The organism is Streptomyces sp. NPDC002671 (assembly GCF_053592475.1).
Map to the genome: position 1 here is coordinate 213,423 of NZ_JBSFVU010000009.1, position 21,531 is coordinate 234,953.

Below are 21,531 nucleotides of genomic sequence, written 5' to 3' on the forward strand. Positions count from 1 at the left end.
CCTGCGCCACGTGGCGAAGTGGTACGTCACTTGCCAAGTCGGGTGGATACGCCACCGGGTTGCCAGGCGGGGGCAATCGTGGCGCAGATCACAGCAAGGGCCATACCGCCGAGCAGGAAGAGGTAGGACCCGATTCCGGCGCCGAACAGGAAGTCCCCTTCGGGGCGCGTGGTCACGACCAGGAGGACGGTCACGATCCAGCCGACCACGGGCGCGACCGCACCGCCCCGGCCGCCGGTGAGGAACGCCCCGCCGAAGAACACCCCGGCCGCGCCCGCGAGAGCGAGCAGCAGCCCGCCCGGGAACCAGGCGGCCTGCACCAGGGCCCCAGCGAGCCCGGCGACGGCACCGAGCAGGAAGAGCCCGACGTGGGCGGCGAACCGCCCGGCCGAGGGCAGTTGCAGCGGCTGGGTCAGCATCGACCCGCGTCCGTCGTTGCTCACGACGCCTCCTGGATGGTGAGCCCCGCGAAGAGATCGGCCTCCCCCGGCAGCGCCTCGCCGCGCACCAACTCGTAGTACTCGGTGGTGAACAGCGGCTGGGCCAGCTCGTTGGAGAGCGCGAAGTACGGCTCGGCCACCTCGATCTGGGTGGCGTGGGCCCGCATGGCGGCGGCCTTGGCGGGGGCGTGGGCGGTGCCGTCGACGGCAGTGGTGATCTTGCTGTCGTCCACGACGCCCGGGACGTCGTCCACACTGGCGCTCTTGTCGAACGGCAGCACGGACAGCTCGTCCTCCAGCCGGGCGAAGGCGGCCTCGACGACGGACCGCGGAACGCGGTTCCAGTACACCTTCTGGACCTGATGCCCCTGCTCGCCGGCCAGCTCGACGGCCCGCATGGCGACGCGGTGGGCCTGGATGTGATCGGGGTGGCCGTACCCGCCGTGGTCGTCATAGGTGACCAGAACCTGCGGCCGGACCTCCAGGATCACCTCGGCCAGCTGCCCCGCGGCCTCGTCCGGATCGGCCTGCCAGAAGCAGTCCGGGTCGTCGTTGTCCGAGGTGCCCATCATCCCGGAGTCGCCGTACCGCCCCGCACCGCCGAGCAGCCGGAAGTCCGCCACACCCAGCGCGCCCAGCGCGGCAGCCAGCTCACCGCGCCGGTGCGCGCCCAGCGCGGCCCCGGTCAGATGCCGCAACTCGGGCGGGATGACCTCCCCTCGCTCGCCGAGGGTGCAGGTGACCAGGGTCACATGGGCACCCTCGGCCGCGTACCTGGCCATGGTCGCGCCGTTGTTGATCGACTCGTCGTCCGGGTGCGCGTGCACCAGCAGCAGACGCCGGGCTGGCAGTTCCGTCATGGGGCCCACCCTACGTCCGGCGTTTGTCCGGTGCTGTCCAGGCTGCCGGGGTCGTCCGTACGGGCAGGACGACCCGACGGCAACCCTCCGAGCCCGGCCGCACCGGTCAGAACTTGATGCTGCCGATCATGTCGGCGACGTTCGTCGTGAGGTTGTTGATCGTGGGGGCCATCGTCGAAGAGGCGAGGTAGAAGCCGAGCAGGATGCAGACGACCGCGTGGCCCCCCTTCAGTCCTGACTTCTTGATCAGCAGGAAGACGATGATCGCCAGCAGCACCACCGCCGAAATCGAGAGTGCCACGGCGGCTCACCTCCAAAGATCCCAGGGACAAGGGGGGTTTGGACTATTGGGTTGTCATTCTGTTCTAGGTTGGACCTAGATCAGCAGAGCAAATCCATGCAGATGCCAGCAGGTTCATACCCACACAGCGGTAGTGATCATAACTATCCGTACTCGTGCATCGCTCGGCGCACAGCCGCACAAGGGGGCGCATGGCCAATATGGTCGGGGTATGACGACCGAGGCTGACTCTTTCCCCCGTCGGTATGCCCGCACGCAGCGGTTCACGCTCGGCGCGCCGCGCGCGTTCACGGTGGCACCGGACGGGTCGCGTGTCGCGTTCCTGCGTTCGAGCTCGGGCACCGACCGAGCCAACTCCCTCTGGATCCTGGACCTTCCGGACGGCACGGAGCGCGTAGCCGCCGATCCGGAGGCACTCCTCCAGGGCGCCGCCGAGCAGCTCTCGCCCGAGGAGCGGGCACGCCGGGAGCGGAGCCGTGAGGGGGGCGCCGGCATCGTCGGCTATGCCACCGACACGGCCGTGGAGTTGGCGTCTTTCGCCTTGTCAGGGCGGCTTTTCGCGGCCGAGCTGCGGGCCGGTACGGCACATGAACTCCGGGTACCCGGACCGGTGATCGACCCCCGCCCCGCCCCCGACGGACGGCACATCGCGTACGTCGCCGGGGGCGCGTTGCGGGTGGTGGGCGCCGAAGGGGAGGGCGACCGGGCGCTCGCCGAACCGGAGGGCGAGGACGTCGCCTACGGCCTCGCGGAGTTCATCGCGGCCGAGGAGATGGGGCGTTCGCGCGGTTTCTGGTGGGCCCCGCAGTCGGACCGGCTGCTCGTGTCCCGCGTGGACGACACGCCGGTACGGCGGTGGTGGATCTCCGACCCGGCCCACCCGGAGCGTGAGCCACACCACGTCCGCTACCCCGCGGCCGGCACGGAGAACGCGGACGTACGGCTGTTCGTACTTGGCCTGGACGGGACCCGCACGGAGGTCGCCTGGGACCGGGCGCGCTACCCGTATCTGGCGCGTGCGCACTGGTCAGAGGCGGGGGCGCCGCTGCTGCTGGTGCAGGCTCGGGACCAGCGCAGCCAGCTGTTCCTGGCGGTGGATCCGGACACCGGGGCGACCCGGATGGTGCATGCCGATGAAGATCCAACATGGCTGGAACTTTTCGCCGGTGTGCCCTGCTGGAGCCCTTCCGGGCAGCTTGTCCGGATCGCGGACGAGGGTGGTGCGCGGGTCCTGGCGGTGGGCGAACGGCCGCTGACCGGAGCCCAGTTGCACGTGCGCGCCGTACTGGACGTGAGTGACGACGACGTGCTGGTCACGGCCTCGGCGGGCGAGGAGGCGGCGGCGCCGGAGACCGGCGAGGTCCATGTGTACCGGGTGAACGAACTCGGCGTGGAACGCGTGTCGCAGGAGCCTGGTGTGCACTCCGCGGTGCGTGCCGGAGGCGTGACGGTCCTGGTGTCGGCCGCGCTGGACCGGCCGGGGGCGCGGGTGCAGGTGCTGCGCGACGGAAAAGCGACGGCCACTGTCCGGTCGTACGCCGAAGATCCCGGTTTCTCCCCGCGCGTGACGCTCACCGAGGGGGGCGCACGCCGAATTCCGTGCGCCGTGCTTATGCCACAGGACTACCAACCCGGCACGCCCCTCCCGGTTTTGCTCGACCCGTACGGCGGTCCGCACGGTCAGCGGGTGGTCGCCGCGCACAACGCGCACCTCACCTCGCAGTGGTTCGCGGACCAGGGCTTCGCGGTGATCGTCGCCGACGGACGGGGCACGCCGGGCCGCTCCCCGGCCTGGGAGAAGGCGATCCGGGACGACGTCGCGGCGGTCGTCCTCCAGGACCAGGTGGACGCGCTCCAGGCGCTCGCGGCCGACTTCCCGCTCGACCTGACGCGGGTCGCCGTCCGCGGCTGGTCGTTCGGCGGCTACCTCGCGGCCCTCGCCGCGCTGCGCCGCCCGGACGTCTTCCACGCGGCCGTCGTGGGCGCCCCGGTGACCGACCTGCGGCTCTACGACACCCACTATCAGGAGCGCTACCTCGGCCACCCCGACGAGCAGCCGGAGACGTACCGGCGCAACTCGCTGATCGACGACGCGGGCCTGGTCGACCCCGCCGAGCCGCACCGGCCGATGATGATCATCCACGGACTGGCGGACGACAACGTGGTGGTCGCCCACTCGCTCCGGCTCTCCACGGCCCTGCTGGCCGCCGGCCGCCCGCACGAGGTGCTGCCCCTGTCCGGGGTGACCCACATGACCCCGCAGGAGACGGTCGCGGAGAACCTGCTGCTGCTCCAGGTGGACTTCCTCAAGCGGGCGCTGGCAGAACCGCACAAGCCGTAGCCGCAGTGGCAAACGGTCGTGAACTGCGTTAACACTCAGGCAACTTCGTGGAAGCGGCACCGATATACGGACGCGCGACACTGATCAGCGTACGGCCGTGCGGGTGCCGTCAACGGGCCGGGGGACGCCCTGTCACCCCGGCCCGTTCCCGTTGTCTCTCCCGTTCCCGTTCCCGTTCCTGTTCCCGTTCGCGGGCGGCTCCTCCGGCGGTACGACCGTCCGCTCCTCCGCGAAGAAGCAGGCCGAGTCGTGGACCGCCGGGCCCGCAGCCCCGCGGAACTCCTCGGGGACCGCCAGCACCGGGTCCTCCAGCGCGCACCGCTCCTGGGCCTTCCAGCAGCGGGTGCGGAAGCGGCAGCCGGAGGGGACGTTGGTGGGGGACGGCACGTCCCCGGTCAGGATGATCCGCTCGCGGCGCTCGCGCGCCTCGGGGTCGGGGACCGGCACCGCGGACAGCAGGGCCTGGGTGTAGGGGTGCGTGGGGTGGTCGTAGATCTCGGCGTCCTTGCCGATCTCCACGATCCGGCCCAGGTACATCACGCCGACCCGGTCCGAGATGTGCCGGACGATCGACAGGTCGTGCGCGATGAAGATGTACGACAGGTCGAACTCCGACTGGAGCCGGTCCAGGAGGTTGATCACCTGGGCCTGCACCGAGACGTCCAGGGCGGACACCGGCTCGTCCGCGACGATGATCTCCGGGCGGAGCGCCAGCCCCCGGGCGATGCCGATGCGCTGGCGCTGGCCGCCGGAGAACTGGTGCGGGTAGCGGTTGATGTACTCGGGGTTGAGCCCGACCACGTCCAGCAGCTCGCGCACCCTTCGGCGGCGGTCGCCCTTCGGTGCCACCTCGGGGTGGATGTCGTACGGCTCCCCGATGATGTCGCCCACCGTCATACGGGGGTTGAGGGAGGTGTACGGGTCCTGGAAGACCATCTGGATGTTGCGGCGCACCGCTTTCAGGGCCCGGCCGGACAGCCTGGTGATGTCCTCGCCCTTGAACTTGATGGAACCGGCGGTCGGGCGCTCCAGGTTGCACAGCAACTTGGCGACCGTGGACTTGCCGCAGCCCGACTCGCCCACGATGCCCAGGGTTTCGCCCTTGCCGAGGGTGAAGTCGACGCCGTCCACGGCCTTCACGGAGCCGACCTGCTTCTTGAACAGGATGCCCCGCATCAGCGGGTAGTGCTTGACGAGGCCGGTGACCTCCAGGATGGGCTCAGCCATGCAGGCACTCCCTCCAGAAGTGGCAGGCGCTGCCCCGCTCTTCGGAGACCGCGTACAGCGGGGGCTCGTCGGTGCGGCACACGTCCTGGGCCATCGGGCAGCGCGGGTGGAAGGCGCAGCCGGGCGGGATGTTCATGAGGTTCGGCGGCAGGCCCTTGATGGCGTACAGCTCCTGCCCCTTCTGGTCCAGGCGCGGGATGGAGTCCAGCAGGCCGCGGGTGTAGGGGTGGGCCGGCGCCTTGTAGATGTCGTGGACGGGGGCCGACTCGACGATCCGCCCTGCGTACATCACGGCGATCCGGTCGGCGACGTCCGCCACGACACCCAGGTCGTGCGTGATCAGGATCAGGCCCATGTGGTACTCGCGCTGCAACTCGGCGAGCAGGTCCATGACCTGGGCCTGGACGGTGACGTCGAGGGCGGTGGTGGGCTCGTCGGCGATGATGAGGGCCGGCTCCAGCGCCAGCGCCATGGCGATCATGATGCGCTGGCGCATGCCGCCGGAGAACTGGTGGGGATAGTCCCGGACCCGCTGGGCGGCGCCCGGGATGCGCACCCGCTCCATCAGCTCGACGGCCTTGCCCCGGGCGTCCTTCTTCGACAGCCCCCGGTGCACGACGAACATCTCGCCGAGCTGGTCACCGACGGACAGCACGGGGTTGAGGGCCGACAGCGCGTCCTGGAAGATCATCGCCATCCCGGCGCCCCGGATCTTCCGCCGCTCCTCTTCCTTCAGCCGGAGCAGGTCCTGCCCCCGGAACAGAATCTCGCCCCCGGTGATCTTCCCGGGCGGCATGTCGAGGATCCCCATCACGGCCTGCGCGGTCACCGACTTCCCGGAACCCGACTCCCCGAGCACGGCAAGGGTCTCCCCCGCGTCCACGGCGTACGACACCCCGTTGACGGCCTTGGCGACCCCGTCCCGAGTCCGGAACTCCACATGCAGATCCCGCACTTCGAGCAGCACGACCCCTCACCTCACCTTCGGGTCGAGAGCGTCGCGGACCGCGTCGCCGCGGATGACGAAGGGCGGCACCGTGACCGCCGGCCTGCCCGAGGGCCCCGGCAGCGCCCGGACCGACCCCCGCCTCCCACACCGCACTTCGAGCAGCACGACCCCTCACCTCAGCTTCGGGTCGAGAGCGTCGCGGACCGCGTCGCCCAGCATGATGAAGGCCAGGACCGTGATGCCCAGGGCTCCTGAGGGCCAGAGCAGGGCGTGCGGGGCGTTGCGGATGTAGGGGGAGGCCGCGGAGATGTCGATGCCCCAGGAGACGCTGGGCGGCTTCAGGCCGACGCCCAGGTAGGACAGGGTCGCCTCCAGGGCGATGTAGGTGCCGAGCGCGATGGTCGCCACGACGATCACCGGGGCCACGGCGTTCGGGGCGATGTGGCGCAGCAGGATGCGGGAGTCGGCGGCACCCAGGGCGCGGGCGGCCTGGACGTAGTCGTTCTGCTTGACCGTGATGACCGAGCCGCGCGCGATGCGGGCGATCTGCGGCCAGCCGAGCAGCACCATGAACCCGATGACCGGCCAGACCGTATTGCTGGTCACCACGGAGAGGAGGACGAGACCGCCGAGGACGACCGGGATGGCGAAGAAGATGTCGGTGATCCGGGACAGGACGGAGTCCCAGATGCCGCCGAAGTAGCCCGCGAGGCCGCCCAGCGCGGACCCGAAGAGGGAGACGCCGAGCGTGGCGCACACGCCCACCGTGACGGACGTACGGGCCCCGTACACGGTCCGCGTGTACACGTCGCAGCCCTGGCCGTCGTAGCCGAAGGGATGGCCCGGCTGGGAGCCCTGCTGGGCCTTGGCGAGGTCGCACTTGAGGGGGCTGCCGGAGGCGATGGCCGAGGGCCACAGGGAGATGAAGACCAGGAAGAGGATGACGAGGGCGGAGATCAGGAAGACGGGGTTGCGGCGCAGGTCCCGCCAGGCGTCGGACCAGAGGCTGCGGGGCTTGCCCTCCGGGCCGGTGCCTTCGGGGCCTCCAGGGGTCTTCTCCAGTGTCTGCGCCTCGCTCGCCGCCAGGTCCATCGTGCCGCCCATGCCGGTGCCGGCGATCGCGCCGTCGAGGTCGTGCGGCTGCTGTTCAGGCATAGCGGATCCTCGGGTCGAGTACGGCGTACAGGAGGTCGACGAGGAGGTTCGCGACCAGGAAGACCAGGACGAGGACCGTCACGAAGCCGACGACGGTCTGGGTGTTCTGCCGCAGGATGCCCTGGTACAGCTGGAAGCCGACGCCGTGGATGTTGAAGATCCGCTCGGTGACGATCGCGCCGCCCATCAGCGCCCCGATGTCGGCGCCGATGAAGGTGACCACGGGGATCAGCGAGTTGCGCAGCAGGTGCCGGGTGATGACCCGGTGCCGGGGCAGGCCCTTGGCGATGGCCGTACGGACGTAGTCGGACCGTTTGTTCTCCGCGATGGAGGTGCGGGAGAGGCGGGTGACGTAGGCGAGCGAGACGGACGCGAGCACCAGGCCGGGGACGATCAGCTCGTCGAAGGTGGCGTCCGGGGAGACGGACGGTTTGATCCAGGCCCACTGAACGCCGAGCAGCAGTTGGAGCAGCAGACCGGTGACGAAGGTGGGTACGGAGATCACGACCAGGGTGGCGAGCAGCACCCCGGAGTCGACGGGCCGCCCGCGCCTGAGGCCGGTCAGGACGCCGAGCGTGATGCCGATGACGATCTCGAAGAGGATCGCCACGATGGTCAGCCGGGTGGTGACGGGGAACGCCGTGGACATCAGCTCGGTGACCTTCTGGCCGTTGAACGCCGTACCGAAGTCCCCGGTGAAGACGTTCCCCATGTAGGTGAGGTATTGCTGCCAGACCGGCTTGTCCAAGCCGAACTCCCGCTTCAGCTGGGCGGCGGTCGCCGGGTCGCACGCCCGCTCCCCGCACAGGCCCGCGATGGGGTCGCCCATCACGTTCACCATGAGGAAGATCAGCAGGGTGGACCCGATGAACACCGGGATCATCTGGAGCAGTCGCCGGACGACATAGCGCCCCATGACGGCTCAGCTGACCTTGATCTCGTTGTAGACGGGGACGCTGAACGGGTTGAGCGCCACGTCGGACAGGCGCTGGGAGTAGCCCGCGCTGCCGTTCTGGTACCAGAGCGGGATGGACGCCATGTTGTCCCGGATGACCTCCTCGGCCTTCTGGAAGGTGGCGACGGCCTTGGCGGGGTCGGTCTCGGCGTTGGCCTGGTCGACGAGCTTGTCGAAGTCCTTGTTGGACCACTTGCCGTCGTTGGAGGAGGCGTTGGTGTAGTAGAGCGGCTGGAGGAAGTTCTGGATGAGCGGGTAGTCCATCTGCCAGCCCGCCCGGAACGGCCCCGTCATCTTGTGCTGCCCGATCTGGTTGCGGAAGTCGGCGAAGGTGCCCACGGGGTTGCCGACGCAGGCCTTGGTGTTGCCGAGCGCGTTGTTGATGGAGTTGCACACGGCGTCCACCCACTCCTTGTGCGAGCCCGTGTCCGCGTTGTACGTGATCTTGACCTGGCCGCCGGGGATGCCGCCGCCCTCCTGGATCAGCTTCTTGGCCCGGACCGGGTCGTACTCACAGGCCTTGCCGCACAGGCCGTCCTTGAAGCCGCCCGCCGCGCCGAGGACCGGGGAGGTCCAGTCGGTGGCGGGGGTGCGGGTCTTGTTGAAGATCGTGTCGGTGATCTGGTCCCGGTTGATCGCCATGGACAGGCCGGTGCGGACCTTCTCCGAGCCCGGTTTGTTCCAGGCGTTGTCGTAGAAGGGGAAGGCGAGGGTCTGGATGATGCCGGCCGGGGTGTTGATGTAGCGGTCGCCGAGGTCGTTCTTGACGTTCTTCAGCTGGGCCGCGGGCACGTCGTCGACGAGGTCGAGGTTGCCCGCCAGCAGGTCCGTGTAGGCGGTGTTGTTGTCGGTGTAGACCTTCAGGGTCACACCGCCGTTGCGCGCCTTGTCGTCGCCGGGGTAGCCGGCCCACTTCTTCAAGGACATCTGCGAGCCCTTCGTATAGGACTCGATGGTGTACGGCCCGTCGCCCACCGGCTTCTTCAGCCAGCCGGCGTGGTCGGTGAAGAAGGCGCGGGGCAGCGGAGCGAAGGCGGCGTACCCGAGGGTGTCCGGGAAGCTGGAGAACTTCTGGTTGAGCTTGACGGTGAAGGTGCGGTCGTCCACGACCTTCAGACCGGACAGGGTGTCGGCGCTCTGCGCGCCGCTGTCGGGGTGGACCTTGTCGTAACCCTCGATGTAACCGAAGAAGTAGGCGTTCTTCTGGTTGTTCTTCAGGCTCGCCCCGTAGTTCCAGGCGTCCACGAAGGACTTGGCGGTGACCTTCTCGCCGTTGGAGAAGGTCCAGCCGGCCTTGAGCTTGACGGTGAAGTTCTGCGAGTCCTGGGTGGCGATGGACTCGGCGAGCATGTCCTCGGCCTTGCCGGTCTTCGGGTCGTACCTCTTCAGCCCCCGGAAGATCATGTCGAGGACCTTGCCGCCCTGCACCTCGTTGGTGTTGGACGGCTCCAGCGGGTTCTGCGGGTCGCCCCAGGAGGAACTGAGCACCGCGCCGCCTTTCCCCCCACCACCGCCGCCGCCACCCCCGCCCCCGCAGCCCGTGGCGGCGAGCGCCACCGCCACCGCGCCGGCGGCCCATCGGGCGTGCGTGATTCCCCGCATGGCGTGCCTCCTCATGATTATTGATCCGTTACCGGTCAATATCCGGGCACAGGAGACATCACGCATGCTCGCAGCCCGATTGGGGGGCCTTTAGAGGGACACGTCATCCGAATGCGGGCAGCCGTCCGGGCGCGCCTTGGTGATCTTGCGTCTGATGCGCAATAGATCTCCGCGTAACGATGCCGAAACGTTGGATTCGGTCATGTCGATGTACGCATGTCGACACACCAGCGTCCGCATATCGAACTCCTTGACCGATTCGCCCATTTAGTCCGATGTGAAGCACGAATCTATTACGGAGCGCTACCTGCGTAGATACGGAATGGCCAAGTAAAGGCAAAGAAGGTAAAGAGCGAACCAAGCCGACCGAGAATTTATTGACCTTGAATGAATTGCGTTGAAAAAGTCCGGCGTAGCCCGTAGGGGAGCGCCCTGCGGAGTCATCAGACCCTCCCTTGGGCCAGGAGCACCATGACCCCCCCAACTCCATCTGCGGCTGCCCCGCTTGAGGTGACCGACGAGACCGCCGAGAAGACGACCTCTTCTCCCGACTCGAAGGGCAACGAGAGCAGGTCCCCGGGACAGCTGGCTTGGCGCCGCTTCAAGCGGGACCGCACGGGCGTGATCTCGGCGATCATCGTGATCGCCTTCTTCGTGATCGCGCTGGCAGCGCCGCTCATCGCGAAGCTGTACGGCAAGGACCCGTACACCACCTACGGCATGAACAACGGCCTGATAGGTGACGACGGCCTCCCGATAGGGGCCAACGGCGGTATCTCCGGCGACTACTGGTTCGGCCTCGACCCGCAGCTCGGCCGTGACGTCTTCACGTTCCTGCTGTACGGAATCCGCAACTCGCTGCTGATCTCCACCGCGATCACGATCCTCGTCATGATCGTCGGTGTGGTCATCGGTGTCACCGCCGGCTACGTGGGCGGCAAGACGGACTGGCTCCTCGGCCGGGTCATCGACATCCTGCTCGCCTTCCCGCAGCAGCTGTTCTTCGTGGCCTTCACGCCGGTGGTGATCAACCTGCTGGTGCCGTCCAACGAGAACACGCCCACCTGGCTCGTCGTGACCTCCCTGATCATCCTGCTGACCGGCTTCGGCTGGGCCTCCATCGCCCGACTGCTGCGCGGCCAGGTACTGGCCCTGCGCGAGCGGGAGTTCGTCGAGGCGGCGAAGGTCACGGGTGCGTCTCCGGCACGCATCATCTTCAAGGAACTGCTGCCCAACCTGTGGACGCCGATCCTCATCCAGGGCACCCTCTTGCTGCCGCTGATGGTCACCACGGAGGCGGGTCTCGCCTACCTCGGTGTCGGCGTCCAGGACCCGACCCCCGACTGGGGCGTCATGATCGGGTACGCCGCCCAGTTCTACCAGAACGACATCACCTTCCTGTGCTTCCCCGGCATCACGATGGTGGCCTTCGTACTGGCCTTCAACCTCCTCGGTGACTCGGTGCGCGACGCGCTCGACCCGAAGACCAAGCGCTGACTCCGGCCCTCTTCAGGACCACGGCAAGTACGCCGGGGTGCCGGATCTCTCTCATCAACTCACTTCAAGGCAGGATGCGATGTCCTTCTCGCGCAGAAACTTCCTGATAGCCACCGGCGTTGCCGCGGCCTCCAGCTCCGTGCTGACCGCGTGCAGCAGCGGCAGCTCCAGCGGCAACAAGACCGGCAAGCAGGAAGCGGCCAAGGCTCACACGACCTCCGTCAAGATCGGCACGGCGGAGGACTCCAAGGGCCCGGCTCCGGAGGTCACCGGCGCTAAGAAGGGCGGCAAGGTCTCCCTGCTGAACGACGACGACTTCTCGCACCTCGACCCGCAGCGCGTCTACTACGCCTGGAACTCGCTGGCCGCGATCGTCCTCTCCCGCACCCTGACCGGTTACAAGGTCGCCGACGACGGCTCCATGACCCTGGTCGGCGACCTCGCCACCGACACGGGCACCATGAAGGACGCCGGCAAGACCTGGTCCTTCACCCTGAAGGACGGCGTCAAGTGGGAGGACGGCTCCGACGTCACCGTCGACGACGTCCGCCACGGCATCGAGCGCGGCTTCGCCAACTTCACCACCGAGGGCGCCAGCTACGTCCAGGGATGGCTGACGGGCTCGACCGAGCCCCGCAAGTCCTACGCGGGTCCGTTCAAGGGCAAGCACCTGAAGTCGATCGTGATGAGTGGGAAGACCATCACCTTCCACCTCTCCGAGGCGCGTCCGGACTTCAACTACGTCCTCGCGATGCACTCTTACGCGCCGAACCCGGTGAAGCACGACACCAAGCAGGACTACGACAAGAAGCCGTTCTCCAACGGTCCTTACAAGGTCAAGTCGCACACCACCGACAAGTCGATGGTCCTGGTCCGCAACGAGCACTGGGACGCGAACACGGACCCGATCCGCAACGCCTACCCGGACGAGTTCGACTTCACCTTCGGCATCGAGGCGGCCACCGCCGCCGACCGTCTGATCGCCGACGTCGGCCCCGACCAGTACGCGGTCTCCTGGCGCACGGTTCCGCAGGAGAAGGTCATGCAGGCCACCGCCAAGGCCAAGGACCGCCTCTTCGAGGACCTGAGCAGCGGCACCAGCGTCTACTGGATCAACCAGACCCGCATCACGGACATCAAGGTCCGCGAGGCCATCATCCGTGCCTGGCCGACCGCCGGCATCCGCCAGCTGCAGGGTGGCTCGCACCGCGGTGACTACGCGACCGGCATCATGAGCCCGCTGGTCGCCGGCTACAAGGCGCAGGACGTCTGGGGCAAGCTGGCGAAGCCCGCCGGCGACCCGGCGGCGGCGAAGGCGATCCTGAAGAAGGCCGGCAAGCTCGGCACCAAGGTCGTCTACGCGTACCAGAACGACCCGACCCAGGCCAAGATCAAGGTCATCGTCGAGAACGCCCTGAAGGCGGCGGGCTTCGAGGTCGTCACCAAGGGCATCGACTCCACCACCTGGTACGACCAGGTCGGCAAGATCGACAACCAGTACGACGTCTACTGGGGCGGCTGGTCCGCCGACTGGCCGACCGGTTACTCGGTCTTCCAGCCGCTGTTCGAGGGCGACCAGGTCCGCGACGAGGGCACCAACTACTGCCACCTGAAGAACGCCGACGTCGACGCTGCCATCAAGGCCGCCACGGCGGAGACGGACCAGAACAAGGCCAACGAGATGTGGGCCGCTCTGGACAAGCAGGTCACCGAGCTGGGCTCCTTCATCCCGGACGTGTACATGAAGCGCCTGTACATCCACGGCTCGAAGCTCGGCAACGTGAAGATGGACCCGAACTTCGACGGTTGCATGCTCTACAAGATGTACGTCAAGGCCTGATCCATCCCTGAGAGGTGGGGCGGCGACCTGCCGCCCCACCCTCGGCTCGTCCACCGGGCCTCCGGTCACCCCGGCCCGGCCCGTTCCGCACGACGGCCCTCCCAGGAAAGCCAACCCCCATGCTTCGCTTCCTCGCCCGCCGACTCCTCGGCGCCGCGATCACGCTGCTGATCATCAGCGCGATCACGTTCATGCTCTTCTACGCGGTGCCGCGCGATCCGGCCCGGATCGCCTGCGGCAAGGTCTGCACGCCGGACACGCTCGAGGTCATCCGGCACAACATGGGAATCTCGGACCCGCTGCCGGTCCAGTACTGGCACTGGCTGTCGGCCATCTTCGTGGGCCGCGACTACGCCGGCTTCGGCCACTGCAACGCCCCGTGCCTGGGCTACTCGTTCATCAACCGCGAGCCCGTCCTCGCGACGGTCCTGGACCGCTTCCCGCTCACGGCCTCCCTCGCCATCGGCTCCGCGGTCGTCTTCCTCATCTTCGGTATCGGCACCGGCATGCTCGCCGCCGTGAAGCAGGGCAAGGCCGTCGACAAGATCGCCAGCTCCTCCTCGCTGATCGCCTCGTCGATGCAGATCTACTTCGTCGGCCCGGTCGCCCTGTACTTCCTCGTGTACCAGTGGCAGCTGCTGGACCAGCCCACGTACACACCCTTCAGCGACGACCCGGCTGCCTGGTTCAACGGGCTGCTCGTGCCCTGGCTGGTCCTGGCGCTGATCTGGACCGCCAACTACACCCGTATGACCCGCTCCCAGCTGGTCGAGACGCTGAGCGAGGACTACGTCCGCACCGCCCGCGCCAAGGGCCTGTCCAGCCGCAACGTCTTCTTCCGCTTCGCCTGGCGCGGCGCTATGGGCCCGATCGTCACCATCTTCGGTATCGACCTGGGTGTCCTGCTCGGTGGCGCGATGATCACCGAGAAGACCTTCAGCCTCCAGGGCCTCGGCATGCTGTCCGTGAAGTCGGTGCTGAACAACGACCTCCCGATGCTCCTCGGCGTCATGATCATCACCGCGGCCTTCGTGGTGATCGCCAACATCATCGTCGACGCCGTCTACGCCCTGATCGACCCGCGGATCCGGCTCGCCTGACCCCGCTCGCCCCCACCAGCTACCCCGCATCACCCCCTCTGGAGCGTCCCCGTGACGAGCACCGATTCGCAGCCCTTCCTGTCCATCAAGGATCTGAAGGTGCACTTCTCGACCGAGGACGGCATCGTCAAGGCCGTCGACGGTCTGTCCTTCGACCTCGCACGCGGCAAGACGCTTGGCATCGTGGGTGAGTCCGGGTCCGGAAAGTCGGTCACCAACCTGACCATCCTGGGCCTGCACAACCCCGACAGCACCAAGGTCGAGGGCTCGATCGAGCTGGACGGCGAAGAGCTGAACGGCGCGTCGGAGCGGACGCTCGAGAAGCTGCGCGGCAACAAGATGGCGATGATCTTCCAGGACGCCCTGGCCTCGCTGTCGCCGTACCACACCATCGGCCAGCAGATCGGCGAGGTGTACCGCAAGCACACCGGCGCCTCCAAGAAGGAGGCCCGGGAGCGGGCGATCGAGATGCTGAAGCGGGTGGGCATCCCGCAGCCGGACAGCCGGGTGGACAACTACCCGCACGAGTTCTCCGGCGGTATGCGCCAGCGCGCGATGATCGCCATGGCCCTGGTCTGCGACCCGAAGCTGCTGATCGCGGACGAGCCGACGACGGCGCTCGACGTGACCGTCCAGGCCCAGATCATGGACCTGCTCAAGGACCTCCAGCAGGAGTTCGGCACCTCGATCATCTTCATCACCCACGACCTGGGTGTGATCGCGGACATCGCCGACGACGTGCTGGTGATGTACGGCGGCCGGTGCGTGGAGCGCGGCCCGAAGGAGGAGGTGCTGCGCACCCCGCAGCACCCGTACACCTACGGTCTGCTGGGCTCCATGCCGAGCCTGGAGGGCCCGGTCGACGTGCCGCTGAACCCGATCCCGGGCTCGCCGCCCTCGCTGCTGAACCCGCCGTCCGGCTGCCGCTTCCACCCGCGCTGCGCCTTCGCCGAGAAGGTCGAGGGCGGCAAGTGCTCCAAGGAGCGCCCGGTGCTGCAGATCGAGGACGGACGCGGCAACGCCTGCCACCTGACCGACGAGCAGCGCGCCGAGTTCCTCGCCGACGCGGTCGCCGGCAAGCACTGACGTACAAGAGACGGGATTTCACCACCATGAGCAGCACCACTCCCCTCCTGGACGTCTCCGGGCTGACGAAGCACTTCCCGATCAAGGGCGGGTTCCCGATCCGCCGTACGGTCGGTGCCGTCCAGGCCGTCGACGGTCTCGACTTCCAGGTCTCCGAGGGCGAGAGCCTCGGCCTGGTCGGCGAGTCCGGCTGTGGCAAGTCGACCACGGGCCGGCTCATCACCCGCCTGCTGGAGCCCACGGCCGGTTCGGTCAAGTACCGCGGCCAGGACATCACGCACGCCAACCGCAAGCAGCTGGCGCCGATCCGGTCCGAGATCCAGATGATCTTCCAGGACCCGTACGCCTCGCTGAACCCGCGGCACACGGTCGGCAAGATCATCTCGGGCCCGATGGAGATCAACGACATCAACCCGGAGGGTGGCCGCGAGAAGCGCGTCCGCGAACTCCTGGAGATCGTCGGCCTGAACCCCGAGCACTACAACCGCTTCCCGCACGAGTTCTCGGGTGGCCAGCGGCAGCGCATCGGCGTGGCCCGCGCACTCGCCCTGAACCCGAAGCTGATCGTGGCGGACGAGCCGGTCTCGGCCCTGGACGTCTCGATCCAGGCGCAGGTCGTCAACCTCCTCCAGGAGGTCCAGAAGGAACTCGGCATCGCGTTCGTGTTCATCGCCCACGACCTCGCGATCGTGCGGCACTTCTCGCATCGCGTCGCGGTCATGTACCTGGGCAAGATCGTGGAGATCGCCGACCGCGAGGACCTCTACGGCAACCCGCGCCACCCCTACACCCGGGCCCTGCTCTCCGCCGTGCCCGAGGCCACGGTGGACGGGGAGCAGCGTGAGCGCATCCGCCTGACCGGCGACGTGCCGTCCCCGATCAACCCGCCCTCCGGCTGCCGCTTCCGCACCCGCTGCTGGAAGGCGACGGAGAAGTGCGCCACGGAGGCCCCGCCGCTCGTCCAGGTGGAGGGCAACAAGCCCGGCCACCTCACCGCCTGCCACTACCCGGAGACGGCGGACACCGTTCCGGCCCCCCGTCTCTCCAAGGACCCCAAGACGGCGGCCTGACACACCCCTTTTCCGTCAGCCGCCGCCTGCGGAACGGACTTTCTCCGGCCCATTGACCCGAGCCCTGAACGTCCGCTCCAGGGGAAGAAGGCCCGCACCTCCCGAGGCGCGGGCCTTCGCCATCTGGTGGGGCAGCTTTCAGGAGACCTCGTCGGCGAACAGCTCCGCTGCGTCCGTGGCGTGCACCGCGCGCTGGGCCCAGGCCTCCAGCTGGTCGAGCTCCGTGCAGGCCTCCACCCGTTCGCGAACGGCTTCGGGCACCTCGATGCCGCGCCATTCCAGGATGCGGAGGGTCATCTCGGCCTTCGCCTCGGCCCGGCCCTGTTCCAGACCCTGCTCCAACCCCTGTTCCAGGCCCTGCTCGCGCCCCTCCTCGCGTACCTGTTCGGCCAGCGGGTGTCGCCAGAAGTACTGGATCGCCGTCATCAAGTCCCTCCACATCTGCTTCGCCTGGGGGTCGGCCAGGCACGAGTCGATGAACTGCACGAAGACCGCGGCACTGTCGGGGTCGATGGTCCGAAGGGCGGACGCCGGAACGGCTCTTCACGACACGCCTCATCTGTACCGCAGGCCAGGGCGAAACCGGGCTGAAAGTGCCGTCCGCAGCCCGTCCGCGGACACGGCCGGTGCCGCCCAAAGAGGCTGCGTCGTAAGCCTCTCCCGTCACACGAGGGTGGTGATTGGCAGATCTGTTCCACCCGAAAACCACAGCCACCCGCCTGACCTGCGGTCTTTCCAGACCCACCTGGCCCAAATCTTCCACTTGCCGCTTCCCCGTCGGCCATCACCCCCAGCCCACCGGCCGCAAGACGCCAAACCCACCCGGCGTGCAAACGAGACGCGACCGCGCCCCTCAGCCAACGGCACGAACGCAATCCACCCAGGGGCCGACAAAGCCAAGCCGCCCACTGCTCCCCCGGCCGCCCGCTCGCTTCTTCCCCGTGCTGGAGCGAGGCGTGTCAAGGGTGGCCCGAAGGGCCATCGCCGCCAGGCGACGCGGGAGTGGAGCGCAGCGGAACGGGAGCGCCCTTGAACTCGCCTCGCGGAAGCACGACACTGCCGAGAAGCGGGCGGCCCCTACGGCCACGCTCCCAACCCCGCTCACTCACTCCCCGGCGAACAGCTCCGCCGCGTCCGTGGCGTGCACCGCTCGCTGTGCCCAGACCTCCAGCTGGTCCAGGTCCGTGCAGGCCTCCACCCGCTCACGGACATCGGCAGGCACTGGGATGCCGCGCCACTCAAGAATGCGGAGAGTCATCTCGCGGCGGTCTTGGATACGGCCCTGTTCGAGGCCCTGTTCGAGGCCCTGTTCCCGGCCTTCTTCGCGTACCTGTTCAGCGAGGGGGTGTCGCCAGAAGTACTGGATCGCCGTCATCAAGTCCCTCCACATCTGCTTCGCCTGGGGATCGGCCAGGCACGAGTCGATGAACTGCACGAAGACCGCGGCACTGTCCGGGTCGATGGTCCGCAGGGCGGAAGCCAGCGACTCCAGTATGGCGACCGCCTGCGGTCCACGCCCGTGTGTCATGGCCGAGAGCACCGCAAGAGGTACGTCTCGCTCCGCCTGCCGCTCGTCCGCGATCACCGGCACGTTGTCCGGGCCCAGCACCAGCGGACGCACCGTCAACGACTCCCAGCCCGGGAGGCCGAACCGGATGGGCCGTGATGCCCACCGCGCCGTGGCACTGCTCTGGGTGATGACGATGAGCACCGGCTCGCAGCGGTACTTCTCGTACAGGTAGGAGAGGTAGTACGGCCAGCTCCCCCGCTTGCGTTCGTCCGCCTTCCCCTGTGATTCGACCACGAGGAGATACGTCCCCTCGTCCGTCTCCGCCCGCAGCAGCGTGTCCACACGCCGCTCCACCGGTTCGATCTCGGTGAGGTCCACGTTCAGCGCCGCGATCTCCCGAGGCTCCGGAAACGGCACGTCCAGCACCCGCTGTAACGCCCTCGTCAGCAGCGCCGGGTCCTTCTGGAAGATCCGGTGCAACGCCTCATGCGACGAGCCGACCATCAGCTCTCCTTTCCGTACGACGTGATCAACGAGCTACGCCGCCACAAGTTCGCACCAGACGTATTTCCCCCGGTTCCCGAACCGAGCCGACGGCTGCCACCCCCAGTACTCCGCACACGCCGCCACCAGCCCCAGACCCCGCCCCTCCTCCAGATCTACGGCCTGCTCCAACGGCCCCGGCGGCTCGGGCGGCTCCGGATCCGTGTCCCACGCCCCGATCCACACCACCCCCTCCGGATTGCGCCTGACCCTGAGCGCCGCCGGCCCCTTCGTGTGCCGCACCGCGTTCGACACCAACTCCGCCGCCAGCAGCTCCGCAGTGTCCGCCAGCCCGATCAACCCGTGCATCGTCAGGATCAGACGCAGCGTCCGACGGCAGATCGTCACCGCTCTCAGATCGTTGGGAACGTAGAGCGTGTAGTCCCAGGTTTCGGGCATGCGTCAACTCCGTTCAGAGGGAGGGAATTTCGCACGCGGTGGCATTGCCGCAGCCGTCATGACATGGCGGAGCGGTGCGCTTCCGCTGCGTGTGCGCTACGTCACCGACGGTAGACCTTAGAATTAAGGGCGGGCAAGTCGATCCCGTAATCTGAGCCCGAACGAGTCGCATGAACAGGCAGGTTGAACCAAGGAGCGGCAGATGGGGACCAAGCGTGAGCCCACAGCGCGTCAGATGCGGCTGGCCGTGGAACTGCGTAGGCTCCGCGAGGCCGCCGGACTCAGCTCCCGTGAGGCAGCTGCGCTGCTCGGCGTGAACTCCGTTCAGATCAGCCAGATCGAGGCCGGCACTTCAGGAGTGAGCGAGCAGCGACTGCGTCGCATGGCGGCCAACTACGCCTGCCTGGAACATGAGTTCATCGACGGACTGGTCACCATCGCCGCCGACCGGACACAGGGCTGGTGGGAGGAGTACCGGGAGCAATTGCCCACGCCGTTCATGGATCTGCCCGAGCTGGAGCACCACGCCCACTTCCGCTGGGACGTTGAGTTCCTGCATGTCCCGGGGCTTCTTCAGACTCCGGATTACGCTCGGTCCCTCTTCTCGTACGTGAACCCGGAGTTTCCCCAGGTCGATGTCGAGCGGTGGGTCGATCACCGGATGAAGCGCAGGGTCATCATAGAGCGCCCGGACCCGGTCCCGTACGAGGCGGTGATCCACGAGGCGGCCCTGCGCATCAGGGTCGGCGACCGGCCCACGGCACGGGCCCAGCTCACCCGCATCCTGGAAATCTCCGGAGTGGACCACGTCACCGTACGCGTCATCCCCTTCGACCTCGACGGCTTCGGCGGGGCGGGAAGTGCGATGGTGTACGCGGGCGGCCCTGTCCCCAAGCTGGACACCGTGGTTCGTGACGGCCCAGGCGGTCCGGTGTTCATCGATGCCGAAGCCCAGCTCGATCGGTATCGAACCCGATTCCGTAGGGTGGAGGCAGTGTCACTCGACCCCGACCGTTCGCGTGACTTCATCCACGGGCTGTCGAAGGAGCTGTGAGCATGCTGGCCTCCAACACCTGGCGGAAGTCCTCCTTTTCCGGGGGCGACCAGGGCGACGCCTGCGTCGAAGTCGCCGACCTGGACACCCACATAGCCATCCGCGACTCAAAGGCCCCCGCCAGAGCAACCCTTGCCTTCCCCACCACAGCCTTCACCCCCTTCATCGAAGCGCTGAAGAAGCCGCACTCCTCGGTCGGCGACTCGGCCAGGTTGCACGGCTGACGGGTAACAGCTTCTGCCTCGGCCTGGCGAGGGAGGCCCACCTGGAACCGTGCCGCTCCTTCAGTCCTCGCTCGGCCAAGCCCAGCCGAGCTGGAGGAACATTCCGAGACGGTCGCTCACGGCACGGATCTCGGCGATCCTGCCTGCGCGTACGGTGAAGATCCAGATCTGCTCGACGTCACAACGCCGGCCGGTCGGCTCGGGCATCCGGGGGTGGTATCCGGTGTGGACGCCGCGCACCCGAAGCCGTGCCACGACCTCGTCATCCTCGGCGATGAGCTGTTCCGCGCGGAAGCCGTCGTCCGGGTGCTCGGTGCTGAACGCGGCGAGCTGCTGCCGGAAGCCCTCTATCGCAGCGCCCGGTGCCTCCTCCTCACCAAAGATGATCTTGTTGTGGTCGATCACATCCGGCGCGAGGTACTGCACCCAGTCCTGGCTCGAGCTGTCGTTGAGCGCGGCGATGAAGCCATGGACGACCTGCTTGGTGCTGCTGATGGCGGTGACGGAGGACATCTCTACTCCTGCAGTGTCGGGAGCGACTCGGATTCATTCTTACAATGTAAGTTTCACTGGGGGTCGATTCTTGCCTTACCTTGTAAGAAAGTCAACCGCTCGGGGGTGCAGAGAAAGGGCGAAGCATGACGACCGAGAAACCGGGTGCACGGCGCGGACGTGGCGAGCGCGCAGGACTGAGCCGGCAGCAAATCCTTGACGCGGCACTGGACCTGGTGGACCGCAAGGGGCTCAAGGCCCTGACCATGCGTTCACTCGGCCAGCAGCTCGATGTCGAGGCGATGACGCTCTATCACTACGTCCCGAACAAGGACGCCTTGCTCGACGGACTGGTGGAGCAGGTGTTCAGAGCTGCCGCACCGGCGATGGACGGGGCCGCCGACTGGCAGGAGGCACTGCGTGAGTACGCGAAGGCACTGCGCGAGGGTCTGCTACGGCACCCGGCCATCCTCCCGCTCGCCGCCTCCCGCCCTGCGGTCACCCAGGCGACGCTCGACGACATCGAGGCATGCCTGCGCATGCTGACGGACAACGGCTTTCCACTCGGTCGTGCGTTGCACGCCCTCAACGCGCTGTCGGTCTTTGCGATCGGGCACGCCGTCATGGAAGCGCAGCTTGTCGTGGACGCGCGCGAGTCGGGCGGCACGGGCTGGCTGGCCGAGTTGGAGGCGGAGCGCTATCCGCTCATCGCCAGGGCCGCGCGCGACGGAGCAGGCGTGGACGACAAGGAGCGCTTCGCCTTCGCTGTCGATGCGATGCTGCTCGGGTTCGACGAACTGCGCACGAGCTGAACCCCTGGTCGCCGGCCGTCACCAACGCTTAAGCTCGGACGTTCAACGCCCCTGACATGGCGAGCAGTTCAAGA

General features: G+C 67.7%; 20 protein-coding genes and 1 pseudogene. 9 read left to right on the forward strand and 12 right to left on the reverse strand.

Annotation, left to right across the window (positions count from 1 at the left end):
- Positions 1 to 26 precede the first annotated feature (26 nt).
- From ACWD35_RS16510 to ACWD35_RS16520, 3 genes are all read right to left on the reverse strand, one after another.
- Positions 27 to 443, reverse strand: coding sequence for a DUF6113 family protein (locus tag ACWD35_RS16510; protein WP_451351922.1), 417 nt, complete (start codon positions 441 to 443; stop codon positions 27 to 29).
- Positions 440 to 1,300, reverse strand: coding sequence for an N-acetyl-1-D-myo-inositol-2-amino-2-deoxy-alpha-D-glucopyranoside deacetylase (gene mshB / locus ACWD35_RS16515; RefSeq protein WP_451351923.1), 861 nt, complete (start codon positions 1,298 to 1,300; stop codon positions 440 to 442). The genes ACWD35_RS16510 and mshB overlap by 4 nt, the downstream gene beginning before the upstream one ends.
- Positions 1,301 to 1,406: 106 nt before the next feature.
- A complete protein-coding gene (locus ACWD35_RS16520) occupies positions 1,407 to 1,601 on the reverse strand; it encodes a hypothetical protein (protein ID WP_451351924.1) in 195 nt (64 codons plus the stop codon).
- Between the two features lie 211 nt (positions 1,602 to 1,812).
- Between ACWD35_RS16520 and ACWD35_RS16525 the strand changes: the two genes are divergently transcribed.
- The gene (locus tag ACWD35_RS16525) at positions 1,813 to 3,942 is read left to right on the forward strand and encodes a prolyl oligopeptidase family serine peptidase (RefSeq protein WP_451351925.1); all 2,130 of its coding nucleotides are present in this window, start codon (positions 1,813 to 1,815) and stop codon (positions 3,940 to 3,942) included.
- A gap of 132 nt (positions 3,943 to 4,074) precedes the next feature.
- On the opposite strand, the gene ACWD35_RS16530 is transcribed toward ACWD35_RS16525, so the two are convergent.
- The 5 genes from ACWD35_RS16530 to ACWD35_RS16550 form a co-directional block, all read right to left on the reverse strand.
- Entirely contained in the window at positions 4,075 to 5,169 is a 1,095-nt protein-coding gene (locus ACWD35_RS16530; RefSeq protein WP_451351926.1) for an ABC transporter ATP-binding protein, read from the reverse strand.
- A complete protein-coding gene (locus tag ACWD35_RS16535; protein WP_451351927.1) occupies positions 5,162 to 6,136 on the reverse strand; it encodes an ABC transporter ATP-binding protein in 975 nt (324 codons plus the stop codon). Before ACWD35_RS16535 ends, ACWD35_RS16530 begins: the two co-directional genes overlap by 8 nt.
- Before the next feature lie 153 nt (positions 6,137 to 6,289).
- Positions 6,290 to 7,273, reverse strand: coding sequence for an ABC transporter permease (locus tag ACWD35_RS16540; RefSeq protein WP_451351928.1), 984 nt, complete (start codon positions 7,271 to 7,273; stop codon positions 6,290 to 6,292).
- Positions 7,266 to 8,189, reverse strand: a complete 924-nt coding sequence (locus tag ACWD35_RS16545; protein WP_451351929.1) for an ABC transporter permease — start codon at positions 8,187 to 8,189, stop codon at positions 7,266 to 7,268. The genes ACWD35_RS16540 and ACWD35_RS16545 overlap by 8 nt, the downstream gene beginning before the upstream one ends.
- A 6-nt stretch (positions 8,190 to 8,195) precedes the next feature.
- Positions 8,196 to 9,830, reverse strand: a complete 1,635-nt coding sequence (locus ACWD35_RS16550) for a peptide ABC transporter substrate-binding protein (RefSeq protein ID WP_451351930.1) — start codon at positions 9,828 to 9,830, stop codon at positions 8,196 to 8,198.
- A gap of 471 nt (positions 9,831 to 10,301) precedes the next feature.
- Between ACWD35_RS16550 and ACWD35_RS16555 the strand changes: the two genes are divergently transcribed.
- The 5 genes from ACWD35_RS16555 (at position 10,302) to ACWD35_RS16575 (ending at position 16,423) form a co-directional block, all read left to right on the forward strand.
- Positions 10,302 to 11,327 (forward strand): ABC transporter permease, encoded by a 1,026-nt coding sequence (locus ACWD35_RS16555; RefSeq protein WP_451351931.1) that lies wholly within the window; start codon positions 10,302 to 10,304, stop codon positions 11,325 to 11,327.
- A gap of 79 nt (positions 11,328 to 11,406) precedes the next feature.
- Positions 11,407 to 13,167, forward strand: coding sequence for an ABC transporter substrate-binding protein (locus ACWD35_RS16560; RefSeq protein WP_451351932.1), 1,761 nt, complete (start codon positions 11,407 to 11,409; stop codon positions 13,165 to 13,167).
- A gap of 119 nt (positions 13,168 to 13,286) precedes the next feature.
- Positions 13,287 to 14,267, forward strand: coding sequence for an ABC transporter permease (locus ACWD35_RS16565; RefSeq protein WP_451351933.1), 981 nt, complete (start codon positions 13,287 to 13,289; stop codon positions 14,265 to 14,267).
- 51 nt (positions 14,268 to 14,318) lie between these two features.
- Positions 14,319 to 15,353 carry an ABC transporter ATP-binding protein gene (locus ACWD35_RS16570; RefSeq protein WP_451351934.1) on the forward strand — a complete coding sequence of 345 codons (1,035 nt, stop codon included), beginning with the start codon at positions 14,319 to 14,321 and terminating at the stop codon, positions 15,351 to 15,353.
- Between the two features lie 26 nt (positions 15,354 to 15,379).
- The gene (locus tag ACWD35_RS16575; RefSeq protein ID WP_451351935.1) at positions 15,380 to 16,423 is read left to right on the forward strand and encodes an ABC transporter ATP-binding protein; all 1,044 of its coding nucleotides are present in this window, start codon (positions 15,380 to 15,382) and stop codon (positions 16,421 to 16,423) included.
- Positions 16,424 to 16,561: 138 nt separating this feature from the next.
- Here ACWD35_RS16575 and ACWD35_RS16580 read toward each other — a convergent pair.
- The 3 genes and pseudogenes from ACWD35_RS16580 to ACWD35_RS16590 form a co-directional block, all read right to left on the reverse strand.
- Positions 16,562 to 16,954 (reverse strand): annotated as a pseudogene (locus ACWD35_RS16580) (hypothetical protein); the annotation flags it as partial.
- Between the two features lie 574 nt (positions 16,955 to 17,528).
- Positions 17,529 to 18,437 carry a hypothetical protein gene (locus ACWD35_RS16585; RefSeq protein WP_451351936.1) on the reverse strand — a complete coding sequence of 303 codons (909 nt, stop codon included), beginning with the start codon at positions 18,435 to 18,437 and terminating at the stop codon, positions 17,529 to 17,531.
- 33 nt (positions 18,438 to 18,470) lie between these two features.
- The gene (locus ACWD35_RS16590; RefSeq protein WP_451351937.1) at positions 18,471 to 18,875 is read right to left on the reverse strand and encodes an ATP-binding protein; all 405 of its coding nucleotides are present in this window, start codon (positions 18,873 to 18,875) and stop codon (positions 18,471 to 18,473) included.
- A 202-nt stretch (positions 18,876 to 19,077) separates the two neighbouring features.
- On the opposite strand from ACWD35_RS16590, the gene ACWD35_RS16595 reads away from it, so the two are divergent.
- Both ACWD35_RS16595 and ACWD35_RS16600 read left to right on the forward strand, forming a co-directional pair.
- Positions 19,078 to 19,929, forward strand: coding sequence for a helix-turn-helix domain-containing protein (locus tag ACWD35_RS16595; RefSeq protein WP_451351938.1), 852 nt, complete (start codon positions 19,078 to 19,080; stop codon positions 19,927 to 19,929).
- 2 nt (positions 19,930 to 19,931) lie between these two features.
- Positions 19,932 to 20,153: a DUF397 domain-containing protein gene (locus tag ACWD35_RS16600; RefSeq protein ID WP_451351939.1), complete on the forward strand. Its 222-nt coding sequence runs from the start codon at positions 19,932 to 19,934 to the stop codon at positions 20,151 to 20,153.
- 60 nt (positions 20,154 to 20,213) lie between these two features.
- Here ACWD35_RS16600 and ACWD35_RS16605 read toward each other — a convergent pair whose 3' ends face one another.
- On the reverse strand, positions 20,214 to 20,666 hold the full coding sequence (locus tag ACWD35_RS16605; RefSeq protein WP_451351940.1) for an ester cyclase: 453 nt from the start codon (positions 20,664 to 20,666) through the stop codon (positions 20,214 to 20,216).
- A gap of 125 nt (positions 20,667 to 20,791) precedes the next feature.
- Between ACWD35_RS16605 and ACWD35_RS16610 the strand changes: the two genes are divergently transcribed.
- Positions 20,792 to 21,457 carry a TetR/AcrR family transcriptional regulator C-terminal domain-containing protein gene (locus tag ACWD35_RS16610; RefSeq protein WP_451351941.1) on the forward strand — a complete coding sequence of 222 codons (666 nt, stop codon included), beginning with the start codon at positions 20,792 to 20,794 and terminating at the stop codon, positions 21,455 to 21,457.
- The last annotated feature ends 74 nt before the right edge of the window (positions 21,458 to 21,531 follow it).